The 12,614-nt window shown below is 58.0% G+C and carries 11 protein-coding genes; all 11 read right to left on the bottom strand.

Annotated features, from left to right (window positions below):
* Complete coding sequence (locus tag BM132_RS20685) at positions 1-1,209, bottom strand: sensor histidine kinase (protein ID WP_092397542.1); 1,209 nt, start codon at positions 1,207-1,209, stop codon at positions 1-3.
* A gap of 111 nt (positions 1,210-1,320) precedes the next feature.
* Positions 1,321-2,796 carry a sigma-54 dependent transcriptional regulator gene (locus tag BM132_RS20680; protein ID WP_047226243.1) on the bottom strand — a complete coding sequence of 492 codons (1,476 nt, stop codon included), beginning with the start codon at positions 2,794-2,796 and terminating at the stop codon, positions 1,321-1,323.
* A 169-nt stretch (positions 2,797-2,965) separates the two neighbouring features.
* Positions 2,966-3,262 carry a flagellar protein FliT gene (locus BM132_RS20675; protein WP_092458407.1) on the bottom strand — a complete coding sequence of 99 codons (297 nt, stop codon included), beginning with the start codon at positions 3,260-3,262 and terminating at the stop codon, positions 2,966-2,968.
* A gap of 11 nt (positions 3,263-3,273) precedes the next feature.
* Positions 3,274-3,669: a flagellar export chaperone FliS gene (fliS, locus tag BM132_RS20670; protein ID WP_092397538.1), complete on the bottom strand. Its 396-nt coding sequence runs from the start codon at positions 3,667-3,669 to the stop codon at positions 3,274-3,276.
* A 133-nt stretch (positions 3,670-3,802) separates the two neighbouring features.
* Positions 3,803-5,239, bottom strand: coding sequence for a flagellar filament capping protein FliD (fliD, locus tag BM132_RS20665; protein ID WP_092397536.1), 1,437 nt, complete (start codon positions 5,237-5,239; stop codon positions 3,803-3,805).
* 82 nt (positions 5,240-5,321) lie between these two features.
* On the bottom strand, positions 5,322-5,687 hold the full coding sequence (locus BM132_RS20660) for a flagellar protein FlaG (RefSeq protein ID WP_092397534.1): 366 nt from the start codon (positions 5,685-5,687) through the stop codon (positions 5,322-5,324).
* A gap of 73 nt (positions 5,688-5,760) precedes the next feature.
* On the bottom strand, positions 5,761-6,612 hold the full coding sequence (locus tag BM132_RS20655) for a flagellin domain-containing protein (protein ID WP_092397532.1): 852 nt from the start codon (positions 6,610-6,612) through the stop codon (positions 5,761-5,763).
* Positions 6,613-6,865: 253 nt separating this feature from the next.
* A complete protein-coding gene (locus BM132_RS20650; RefSeq protein WP_092397530.1) occupies positions 6,866-7,135 on the bottom strand; it encodes a hypothetical protein in 270 nt (89 codons plus the stop codon).
* Positions 7,132-8,424 (bottom strand): motility associated factor glycosyltransferase family protein, encoded by a 1,293-nt coding sequence (locus BM132_RS20645; RefSeq protein ID WP_092458404.1) that lies wholly within the window; start codon positions 8,422-8,424, stop codon positions 7,132-7,134. Before BM132_RS20645 ends, BM132_RS20650 begins: the two co-directional genes overlap by 4 nt.
* A gap of 84 nt (positions 8,425-8,508) precedes the next feature.
* Positions 8,509-9,435, bottom strand: coding sequence for a ketoacyl-ACP synthase III (locus BM132_RS20640; RefSeq protein WP_047226235.1), 927 nt, complete (start codon positions 9,433-9,435; stop codon positions 8,509-8,511).
* Between the two features lie 231 nt (positions 9,436-9,666).
* On the bottom strand, positions 9,667-12,600 hold the full coding sequence (locus tag BM132_RS20635) for a TIGR00180 family glycosyltransferase (RefSeq protein WP_092458401.1): 2,934 nt from the start codon (positions 12,598-12,600) through the stop codon (positions 9,667-9,669).
* Positions 12,601-12,614: the final 14 nt, after the last annotated feature.

Below are 12,614 nucleotides of genomic sequence, written 5' to 3'. Positions count from 1 at the left end.
TCACTCCACTCCCGGCGTACTGCAAAACAATGGCAAAAGCACCAGTGCACAGGTGCCACGCCCCAGACGCGAGCGCAGTTGCAATTCTCCCTGATGGGCACGCGCCACAGCCTTGACCACGGTCAGGCCAAGGCCCGTGCCTGTAGTCTTGGTGGTAAAAAAGGGCTCGCCCAAACGCGTCAGCACCGCCGGCTCGATGCCGCTACCACTATCACTGACGCATAAGCGCAAGGTATTGCCCCGCGTATACAAGTGCACCTTGAGCCGAACATCGCCGCCGCTGGCCTGGACCGCGTTTTCGATCAGGTTCAACACTGCGCCCACCAGGGTGTCGCGGTTACACAACACCTCGCCAGCATGGCTGTCGCATTGCCAGCGAATCGGCAGGTCCTGCACGTGGGTCAATGCGGCGGCCTGCAAGGATTGGAGCAAAGCCTTAGGGGTGACGCGATCGGTCAATGGCAACTCGCCTCGAGCGAACACCAGCATGTCGCGCACTTGATGCTCCAGCTCGTGCAGCCGCTCTTTCAGGCGCCCGGCGAAGCGTTGCTGGGTTTCCATGGGCAATTGCTGCTCGGTCAGATGACTGGCGTACAACAGGGCGGCGGACAGCGGCGTACGAATCTGATGAGCCAGCGAGGCCACCATCCGCCCCAGGGAAGACAGGCGCTCGTGGCGGGCCAGTTGATCTTGCAGGTGACGGGTTTCAGTCAGGTCATTGAGCAACACCAACTGCCCGGGCTCGGCGTCCAGTGAACGAGTGGAGATGGACAGGCGCCGACCGTCCTTGAGCGACACTTCATGGCCGTCGTCTTCACGCGGGGCGAAGCAGCGGGCGATGACGTGCCGCCACAACTCGCCCTCCAACGGCAGGCCGAGCAGCTCGCAGGCCGCCGGATTGGCTTCGCGCACGCGCCCATGAGCATCGATGACGATAACGCCACCGGGCAACAGGTCGAGGAGATTTTGCAGCCGATTGGCCAGCCGTTCCTTTTCCGCCAGCTCCTGCATGCGCTGGGCACTGACCACTGCCAGCTCACCCTTGAGCTCAGTGACGCGAGCTTCAAGCAGGCTGTAGGAATCGGTCAACCGGCTGGACATCTGGTCGAACAGCGAATAGGCCTGCTCAAGTCCAACCCGGCTTGCCTGTTCGGCGGACGGCATGATCCCCGGCTCGGGGACAGGGGAGATCTGGGCGGCTTGGGTCATCGTGCTCTCTCGCTTGGCTGACCGTCAGTTAAACGGAACGTTGCGAGGGATGTAGCAATACCCGTGCCGAAAAAAAACCGCCTGAAAAATCAGACGGTTGGAAAACAGGCGTCAATCATCCGCCTGTTCATCTCCTTCGCGACGGCTCATGCCGTACTTGCGCATCTTCTCCACCAGGGTGGTGCGACGGATGCGCAGGCGTTCGGCGGCGCGGGCCACGATACCGTTGGCATCGTCCAGAGCCTGCTGGATAAGGCCTTGTTCCAGGCCTCCCAGATAATCCTTGAGGTCAAGGCCTTCTGGTGGCAGCAGGGCATTGGCGGTGAAGTCCGGCGTATGGCCGTTGATTGCTACGCGCTCTTCCAGATCGCTGCGCAGGCTATCAACCATTTGCTCGTCTTCATCGTCGACATAACGGAATTTCTTCGGCAACTCGACCACGCCGATCACACCGTAGGGATGCATGATCGCCATGCGCTCGACCAGATTGGCCAGCTCACGGACATTACCCGGCCAACCGTGGCGACACAGGGACATGATTGCCGCCGAGTTGAAGCGGATCGAACCGCGCTTCTCGTGCTCCATGCGCGAAATCAGCTCGTTCATCAGCAGCGGAATGTCTTCGACCCGCTCACGCAGCGGTGCCATTTCAATCGGGAAAACATTGAGGCGGTAATAGAGGTCTTCGCGGAAACTGCCCACCTCGATCATGCTCTCGAGATTCTTGTGGGTCGCGGCGATGATTCTTACATCGACGCTCTGGGTCTTGTTGCTACCCACGCGCTCGAAGGTGCGCTCCTGCAAGACTCGCAGCAACTTGACCTGCATCGGCAACGGCATATCACCGATTTCATCGAGAAACAGCGTGCCGCCGTTGGCCAGCTCGAACCGACCAGCCCGGCTGGTGATGGCGCCAGTGAAGGCCCCCTTCTCGTGCCCGAACAGTTCGCTCTCGAGCAACTCGGCCGGGATCGCACCACAGTTGACCGGCACGAACGGCGCTTCGCGACGCTTGGAATGGTAGTGCAGGTTACGCGCAACCACTTCCTTGCCGGTGCCCGACTCACCCAGGATCAACACGCTGGCGTCGGTATCGGCGACCTGCTGCATCATCTGGCGCACATGCTGGATCGCCCGACTGGTGCCAACGAGGCTACGGAAAAGGTTGGGTTCGCGATGCCGACCGCGCTCACGCGCCTGGTCGTACATCTCGCGATAAACCTGGGCGCGGTGCAACGAATCGAGCAACTTGCTGTAGCTGGGTGGCATTTCCAAGGTGGAAAGTACCCGACGACGCTGGTCTTCAGGCAAGTCAACGGAAGAATTTTCGCCCATTAACAAAACCGGAAGGAACTCATCCCAGGTTGAGAGTGTCTTTAGCAAGCCCAAAAGTGTTGCGGGCGCATTTACGGTCCCAATCAGAACGCAAATGACTTCACGACTGGATGACAAAGAGCCGACGGCCTGCTGCCAGTCATGGCTTCCGCAGGGTAAATTTTCTTCACCAAGAAAATTTAGGATCACCGCCAAATCGCGGCGGCGGACGCTATCGTCATCGATCAGGAGAATTTTGGTTTCACGCCACATGCAATAGCAACTTCCCTAGTCAACTCAATGCCCGGAATTAGGGGGCAAGCTAGACGCTTGCAGACTTGTCATGCCTGTAGACGCCTGAAATCTGTAAACAGCCACTAGTTAAGTCAAAAATCCGTGCACAGTCAAATTTATGGCGCACTTTGTTCAGATTAACTGAGCGTTAACCGAACAGATGGTAAACCTTTGCCGCGTTCTGCGCTTGATGGATCTGCGACATCTCGTCGACGATCGCCTGACGCTCGCCAGTGGCCGCCTCCAGCAGTTGCCGATAGACCCCCAGCAACTCCTCAAGATTGCTCCGCAACGCCGCCTCGTCTACCTCAGGCTCGCTCAGAACGTCTTCCATGCAGGAACGGCAAGCCAGGTCCAATTGACCGATTGCCTCCCAGTTGCGCTCGACCAGGGCACCGACCAGGGCATCACGGGTTTGTTCGATTCGCTGCAGGACAAGACTCATGAGCGTGCTCCTTAGAATTGCGGACCCGGTGCGGCGATGGCATCCCAACCTTCCTTGACCGTGCTCAGCAGATCGGCGACTTCGTCAAGGATCTTCGGTTCGGTCTTGGCATTGGCTTCGGCCAGGCGATTCATCATGTAGGTATAGAGACTATCCAGCTCGGCGACCGACTCAGCCTGGTTTTCCAGGTCCAGGCCTTCACGCAAGCCGCCAATGATGCCGATGGCCTTGCTGATCAGTACGCCTTTGTTGGCAATATCCTTGCGCTCCATCGCGCCCTTGGCCTGGGCAATGCGATCCAGCCCGCCCTCCATCAGCATCTGCACCAGACGATGGGGACTTGCTTCGGAGGTTTGCGCCTGGGCGCCAATCTTCTGGTATTGGCGAAGGGCTAACATCGGATTCATGTTCTACCTCATCAAAAAAACTTCGGTTCGTATAAACAGCGTATCGACGCCGCGTCAAAAAACTTTAGATCGAAAAAGCCGAAAGCCCGGAGCGCTGTCAAAACGCTGCCGGGCTTTTTTGTATCAGGCGAAATCAGCTATTTTTCTGCTGCGCCGTCATCGCTTCGAACATGGAGGTGATGTTACTGGCCGTGGCTTTCAGCTTGCCGACCAGGGTATCCATGTCGTTGTACTTTTTGGTCAGTACCGCGGTGAGGGTTTCGATTCGACGATCAAGGGCTTGCTGGTCTTCGAAGAGCTTCGTCTTGATGATATCGAGGTTCTTTGAACGAGTGGTCAGGATAGCTTCGACATTCGACGCTCCACCCGAACCGGTCTTGCCTTCCGTATAGGGCTTGATTGCATTATCCATGCGTGCAAGCAGACCATTTTCTCCCGCGAACAGCGTCTGGACCTCCCCACCCAACTGCTTGTCATTCAACGCAGCGGTAAATTTCCCGCTGTCAAAATCCAGAGCACCGGTCGCTTGGTTGGTCGTGATACCCAACTGAGAAAGAACGGTCAGCTTGTCACCAGCACCAGTCTCGGACAAAGGCGCTCGAATAGCTGCCAAAAGCGAGCGTGGTAACGAGTCACCGGTCAATGCCGCGGGGACCGAATTACCTTCCGCATCCGTCGACGGCTTGGTCAGGGATGTCACAGCCCTGGCAACGGCGTTATAAGCATCGACGAATTTCTGAATTGAAGCTTTCAAGCCATCAGCGTTGGTGGCGACAGTGACCGTCGTTGGACCGGTATTGGCAACGAGCAACGTCATACTCAAGCCCGAGACCACATTATCCAACTTGTTGGTCGGGCTGGTCATTGCCAGGCCATCAACACTGAAAATGGCGTCCTTGGCAAACCCCAGGGAACCTGAAGAAGTTGCGGTTGGGGGGGTGGCCATCGCTACGGAGCCGTCAGCCGCAAGGCTGGCAACACCGCTAAGAGAGATATCGCTGCCTGCACCAGTCTTCGTCGACCCCACTACCAGACGTGAACCGAAACTGTCGGTCACGATGTTGGCGGTCAGACCGCTGGAGGAGTACTTGCTGTTGATTGCGTCCCGAACCGACTGCAGCGTCGAATCAGCAGGGATATCAAGGGTGTAATCCGTGCCCCCCTGACTGATGGTCAGCGTACCGGTTTCCACAGCACTGGAAGCACCACCTGCGAAAGCAGCCGTCGCAACTTTCGACGAGGTAGCCAACTGAGTGACGTTTACCGTGTAAGTGCCGCTCACCGCCGAGTTGCCGGCAGTCACCGTCAAGGCACTTGTATTGGCCGAAGTAGCGGCAACCCCTGTGAATTGAGGCGTGGTCGTGCTACCCAGGCTTTTCAGCGTGGACTGGAAGGTAGCCAACAGCGATTTCAGAGTGCCGATACCTGAAATATTGGCCGTATTGGTCTTGGTGGCACGGTCAATCTGACCTTGCTTGGCTGCTTTGTCAGAATCCACCAATGCCTTGACGATAGCACCGGTATCAAGGCCAGAGCCTAAACCCAAGCCAGGTAGAATTGGACTTGCCATGTGGGACTCCCTTCAGTGTGCCGCCGGCCTTTTGACCTTTACAACGCTCAAAAGACTAAAAGAACAAAATTCGTGCCAGCTATCAGGCTTGCGCGCTGAACAACAGGCTGCTTGCATCATTCAAACTGTTCGCCAGTTTAAGCACTTCTTCATTTGGGATCTGGCGAATCACTTCACCGGAGCCACTGGCAATCACTTTGACAACCACTTTGCCTGAAGGCTCATCGATTGAGAACTCCAGGTTACGCTTGACCGACTGAACGAAGGTTTCGATTTCCTGAACCGCCCTCTTCAGTTTTTCCTGCTCGGCCACAGCGTCTTTCGGTTCATCCTTGACCGGTACCACGGTGGCAGCATCGGCTCGAGGCTTCTCCACTGGCTTGTCGGCAATTGTCGTCGCCGGCTTCGCAGCTGGATAAGACAAGTTCAGCTTCACGCTCATATCCATGTCCATCACCTCATGAACTGAAAAAGCGGAAGAGCACGCAAGCGCACTCCCCCGCTAAAAACTCATCCGACTATTACTGAAGCAGCTTCAGTACAGCGGATGGCAGTTGGTTGGCCTGAGCCAGTACTGCGGTAGAGGCTTGTTGCAGAGTCTGTTGCTTGGTCAACTGTGCAGTTTCAGCAGCGAAGTCGGTATCTTGTACGCGACCCAGTGCAGCGGCGGCGTTTTCGTTGATGTTCTGCAGGTTGGAGATGGTGCTGGTCAGACGGTTCTGGGCAGCACCGAGGTCCGCACGGCTGGCGTTGATGGTCGCCAGAGCAGCGTCGATCGCGTCGATTGCAGCGGAAGTGTTGGTTTCAGCCTCAGCACTATCTGCAGCACTGATCGCGATGGCAGCAGAGTCAACGCTCAGGGTCGCAGCGTCGAAGCTGTCGCTCAGGGTCAGAGTGATCTGGTTGGTAGCACCGGTGTTGGAGCCGACCTGGAAGGTCATGGTGCCAGCGGAACCGTCGATCAGGTTCTTACCGTTGAGGTTGGTGGAGTTGGCGATACGGGTCAGTTCGTCCGACATCTGAGCAAATTCTTTGTTCAGAGCATCACGGTCAGCAGTGCCGTTGTTGTCGTTTCGTGCCTGTACTGCCAGTTCACGCATACGCTGCAGAATGTTGGTGGATTCCTGCAGAGCGCCTTCAGCGGTCTGAGCGATGGAGATACCGTCGTTGGCGTTCTTGATCGCAATAGTCTGACCGCGGATTTGCGAGGTCATACGGGTGGAGATCTGCAGGCCGGCGGCGTCGTCTTTGGCGCTGTTGATTTTCAGGCCGGAAGACAGACGGGTCATCGAAGTGGAGAGAGCATCGGAAGCCCGGTTCAGGTTCTTCTGAACGTTCAACGATGTGACGTTGGTGTTTACTGTTAAAGCCATGACGAATTCCTCGTTGGTTGGGTACTGCGGCTTCCGGCCCTGGCAACCGCCGGGTGTGGCCTAGAGAACCTTCGTAATAGTTATCGTCGTAATCGGAACTTGCTTTAGCGGTTTTTTCAAATAATTTGCCATCAGGATGCCACCCCTCGTAAATCAAGGACTTGGCAGGGCCTGGAGGTAAAAAAATGACGTCAGGGAAATGCCAGGGCCGTCCTTCCATCAAGCAACGGCCTCAATTGAGAGAGAAATGGACTTAAACCGCCGGACCAGCGGTCAACAAGTCAACCAGCTCATACTCAAGATAATCCGCCAGCGAGAGCCAGTTCTGAGCCTGCTGATCGTGGAACATCAAGCCGAGCAAGCCGCTCCAGGATGACTGGACATCGCCTGGCATAAGCTCGACAAAAGGCTGCGCGGCCTCGATCACTGCAACCATCGCCAGCCCCGCCTCGACATCGCAGCCAAGACGAAACAGCCGGGCACACCGGCGCGCGTCTTCGATCACACCCTCAAGGCCGCTCATCGCACAAACTCCGGATGAAAAGCAGTCCCCACGATCATCGCCCCATCCCGGCTGCTGTTATAGAAACGCACCTGCGGGTGCCCAGCGATAAAACGCTCCAGCTCACACAAATAACTGCGAAAGTTGAGCTGAGTCTTGACGCGCTGACCATGGCCGTCCAAAACCCAGTGTTTTGCCACGCCCAACTGTGGCCCCAGGTCGCCGTCGCCCCAACCCGCATGGGTCTTGTCATGGGGAAAAGCGAAGTCAGCTCCGAACAAGGTGACTTGCGCCGCGCCCATCCTGACGGCCAGGTCCACGGCCGGATGAATCACGCTGCCACCTACGTACAGCTTGCCCCGAGGCAGTTGTTGGCGCATTTGATGATAGACAGGGCTGGCGGAATAACCGGCATAACGGCGCCCCTGCCAGGCTTCAATCACCGATGGATCCGCCATGGGCAGGTAAACCAGGGCAATGTCGCCTGTGTCTTCGGGCGGAAGGTGGCGTGCCGAAATGCGTTGATCGATGCTGACCACGATATCCGGCCGAATGCCGTGGTTGAGCAATGGTCGGTAGGCCGTATCGACACAGATCACCAACGGCCGCTCGGCTTGCTCACTCAGCTCGCGCAGCCGCTCGAAATGTTGCTCGAGACTCGGCCCGGTGGCGATGACAAAAACCTCGCGTCCATTGAGGGTGCCAAACAGCTCGGCGACATCATGATCACCTTGCACGAGGCCGAAGGTGGCTTGCAGACGCTCGATGATCACCGGGTTCCGGGGGTCGAATTCGCGGTTATTGAAGGCCAGATGGATTTCACTGATCAATCGATCGCGAATCTTCGCGTTGAAATCATCGGCCAGCACCAGTTCGGCGGGCAGGGCGAAAAACGGTAGCTGGATTTCTGCCAGATCGCCGGCATAAAGCACTTCGACCCGCGTGTCAGCAAGCCATGACGACTGGTCCAGCAACTGCAACACAAGGGCGAACACTGAGCCATTGAGGATATGCACGTGCAGGCGCTCGACCTCTACCCGCTGCAGCAGCCGGCTTTGCAGATCCCCCAGCCCGGTGCCATAGACATGCACCGAGTTGGCGTCCTGCGGCAGACTGGCGGCTTGCAGTTCGGCTTCGGCGAGACGGTCATGCCGGCTGGTCAGCTGGATGCCGTTGATGCTCAGGGTCGAACCCAGGCCCTCCACCAGATCGGCCTGCAATTCACCGGCGTTCTCCAGCAGCAACCGCTGGGCCAGGGCCGGCCAACGTTGCTCGATCACCTGGAAATTTCGCTCAAAGAACTCGCTCATGGCGTCTCGCTTTTCCATCGGGCAAAAAAATAGCGTTCAAGGTTACACCTTGAACGCTATTTTTTGTGCCCCGGATTTAACGGCTCAGGGACGATAAATAATCGCCGAGCCCCAGGACAGGCCTACACCAAAACCACTTAACGCCACGCGCTTCCAGTCGGAATCGAGCACGTGCTTTTCCAGCAGCAATGGAATGCTCGACGACACGGTGTTCCCGGTCTCGACCATATCCTTGATGAACTTCTCCGGCTCACCTTCGAAACGCCGCGCCACCGCATCGACAATCGCTGCGCTGCCCTGGTGAATGCAAAAGGCATCAATGTCGCTGGCTTGCAGATCGGAATCGGCGAGCAATTCATGCAAATGGGCCGGCACCTTGATCAAGGCGAAATTGAACACTTGGCGACCGTTCATGAAGAACACCCCGTCGCTGACCTTCAGGTGCGGTGCACCGGAACCGTCGGTGCCGAACTTGGCCTTGCCCAAATGCCAGGGTGCATCCTCGCCCATCCAGGTAGCGGTGGCCGCGTCGCCAAACAACATCGTGGTGTTGCGATCTTCCGGGTCGACGATCTTCGAATACGGGTCCGCCGTTATCAGCAGGCCATTCTTCAGGCCGGCGGCTTCCATGAAGCCCTTGATGGCGTAGATGCCATAGACATAACCCGAGCAGCCCAGGGAGATATCAAACGCCGCCACGGTGGTCGGCAAGCCGAGCTTGTCCTGAACAATGGCCGCGGTGTGAGGCAAGCCTTCTTCGTCACCGTTCTGGGTAACGACGATCAGTACATCGACAGACTCACGCTTGAGGCCGGGATTGTTGGCAAACAGCGCATTGGCCGCTTCTACACACAGGTCCGAGGTTTCCTGCCCGTCATCCTTGCGCGGCAAGAAGGCGGAACCGATCTTGCCCAGGATGAACTCTTCATCCTTGTCGAACTTCGCACCTTGTGCGTAATTATCCACGCCGGCTACAGGAACGTAGCTCGCAATGCCTTTTATGCCAATCATTACGGCTTCCCAATTAAAAACAGCCCAATACCACCGCTCGCAAGGATTCGAGGGGCGCCGACAAACGGGAAGTGTAAAGGGCTATCACTGGGCCTGATAAGGGCCAGGCGCCATCTTCCCGGTCAATACAATACAGTGAAGATGCGCGTTATGACTCACAGGTCACGCGATTTTACTGATTAAGCCTTTTTGAAAAGGCCTAATCAGCAACAACGAGTGTAGTAACAGGCCCTATGCCAACAACCGCGCCCAGTCCACCGCCGTGGCGGTGCCCAGCGCAAAGCCGGTACCGGTCAAGGCCAGGTTGGGGTTACGGGCCGGGTCGTGTTCGAAGCGCGCCTGCCATTTGTCCTGCAGGGCGCCGGCAGCCTGTGGCGCTTCGACGAATGTGCCGGGGTGCAGCATCTGGGCCTGAGGGGTCCAGACGGTGAGATAACCCGCATCGGCCGCTTTCAGGCACAGATCGACGTCGGCAAACGCCTCGGCGAAGTGCTCCTCGTCCAGGCCGCCCACGGCTTCGAACAGCTCCTTGCGGATCATCAGGCAAGCGCCCGACACCGCCGAGTAGCTCTGCTCCACCTGGTGGCCGTTGAGGTAGCCCTTGGCGTCTTTGCGTTCGCCTACAAACACCGAGCCCACCTGGCCGTCGGGCTTTAGTACCAGCCCGGCCTGGGTGGTGACACCACGGTGGTCCATCTGTTTGCTGCCGACGATCCCCACCTCAGGCCGCTGGGCCTGGTTGAGCAGACTGTCGAGCCAGTTGGCATTGACCACTTGCACCTGGGCCGACAGCAGCACCAGATAGTCACCTTTGGCCTGACCGCTGGCCCAGTTGTACAACGCCGACGCGCTCAAGCGGCGGTCGCTGCGCAGAATGCGAACCCGTTCGCCCTTGCCTTCCAGGCTGTCCAGCCATTGGATCAGGTCTTCGGATTGGCTGTGGTTGTCGGCAATCACGATTTCATGACGATGGTAGCGAGTACGTTGCAGCACGCTGACCAACGCCTGTTGGACGTGTTCAAAGTTGTCGCGACTCTCGAGGATGATCGACACCAGCGGCCGTTCGGCGTGCTGGTAATCGATCTGGTAGGTCAGCGGCTGGGCCGAGGTGACCTGGGCGCGATAGCCCCGGACAGTCAAGTGACGGGTCAACACCTGACGCTCTTGAGGGTTTTCTTCCTGCGTCGGGGCGTTGCAGATCAACAGCGGCTCGGCCAGATGCGCCAGACCGCTGAGCCCTTCGTCCTCGATCAGGCGCAACAGCAGGTCCAGTTCCAGGGCCTGGGTGTATTGCGCGCTAAAGCCACCGGCCTGGGTCAGCACCTCACGGCGAATCAGCCAGTGCCGCGCCATCAACGAAGGCACCGATTGCAACAGATCAAGGTTGACCCCCGGACGGAATACGTCGGTGAGGCTGCCATCGGTCTTGCGCTGGATTTCATCCATGGCTACCGCACGCACACCCTCGGCACCGATCAGTTCGAGGCTGGCGCGCAGCAGGCCGCTTTGGGTGAACTGGTCACCGGCTTCGGCCAGCAACAGCCAGTCGGCGGTGGATTGCCCGACGACCTGATTGATGCGCTCGACGTAATTGGCGGTGCTGACTTTGACGAAGTGCACGGTGTCACGCGCGGTGGTGGTCGCCGGCAAATCACCGGTGGTGAACACCACTACGTTGAATGCTTTGCAATGGCCATTGACCAGGCTGTCGAAGGAGGCCTGCAACTTGAACATGTCAGCGTCCAGATCCAGCAACAGGATGCCAAACCGCGGCCCGCCCTGATGCTCGGCCAGGTGGGCGGCGATGGACTTGAGTTGCTGTTCATCAGGGTTACGTGCCTCAAGCCAGCTCAACAAGCGGCCGGAGTGCATGTTCTCCAGTAGCCGGCGATCCTGCTGTCCCGGCACCGAGTCCAGGCGCTCGAGCCAGGCTTGCAATTTCACAGCTTCCTCGGGCTCATCGCCGTTCTTCAACGATTCGGCCAGGCGCTTGACCACGGTACGGTTGAACGCATAAAGACCTTGGGCTTCCCACAAACGGCTGCGTATCGTGCGTTCGTTGTCGTTGGGTTGCACCTGCATCAATTCGTGCTGGCGCAGCAGGATGCCTTCCAGTTGCTGAAGCTGAAGGCGACCGGCCGGCATGGCATGCAGCAGGAATTCGAACTGGGTCAGCAGATCGAATACCCGTTGGTTGTAGAAAGGCATCTCGACAAACTGCTGTGGGCCAAACGAACGTATCGGCTCGCCCCCTGCTTCCAGCCAGGCCGAACGAATGATCTGTGTGCCCTTGAGTGAACGCCCCTGCTGCAGGCAGTCAGCCATGGCCGCGAAGCTGTCCAGAGCGATCTGCTTGGCACGTCCCGGCGCTTGCTCGCGCAGCGGCGTTGGAAGGGACGCCAGAAACTCGGCGAATTGCTCGCGCTCGGCAACGCTTTTGGCGTCCTTGTAGCTAAGCACGGTCAACACATTGGTGTTGTGTTCGGAACCGCCGTAGTTGAGTTCGCGCACGGCGAACGGAATCGGCAGGATCCGCGCCTTGGCGCACGCCAGCAAGTAAAAGGTATGACCGATTTCCTGCCATTCGAAACTGGTGCCTGGCGGCAGCATGCCGTACCACTGCTGCAGCAGGTCGGTGCGGGTCACGGCATAGAACGGCGGCAGGAACTGATCCATGAAGCGGATCACCCGGTCTTCGGACAGTTCGCTGTTGTAGTCCTCATGCACCTTGCGATCACGACGGAAATAGTTCACTTCGGTCGCACAGGACAGGTACATGATCCCGTAGCCATGGCACAGGCCATAGTCAGGATTGGCTTCGAGGAACTCCACCGACTCGGTCAAGGCATTGTGCAGCAGGAAATCGTCATCGGCGGCGAACACCATGTAGGGCGTCGTGACCTGATTGACGCCGTACACCAACTTGTCTTGCAGCCCCTTGTAGGTGAACTGAGGCAAGTGCCGGTAATCGACCGACGGAAAGTCCCGGGCAATTTGCTCATCGCGCTCGACCGATGAATCAAGCACCAGCACCGAACACGGATAACCGCTGTAGTAATGCAATGTCCGGCGCAGGAACGCGCTGCGGTTGTGGGAGATCACCACCACCGTGAACCGCTCGTTCAGCGGTGCCACGTTGCTTTGAGCATTGTTTCGAACCTGCATATTTCCTGTCCCCA

Source organism: Pseudomonas sp. NFACC45, assembly GCF_900113505.1.
Taxonomy (GTDB): Bacteria; Pseudomonadota; Gammaproteobacteria; order Pseudomonadales; family Pseudomonadaceae; genus Aquipseudomonas; species Aquipseudomonas tehranensis.
Note: the sequence above shows the minus strand (reverse complement) of the source record. Positions and strands in the feature narration are given on the sequence as shown.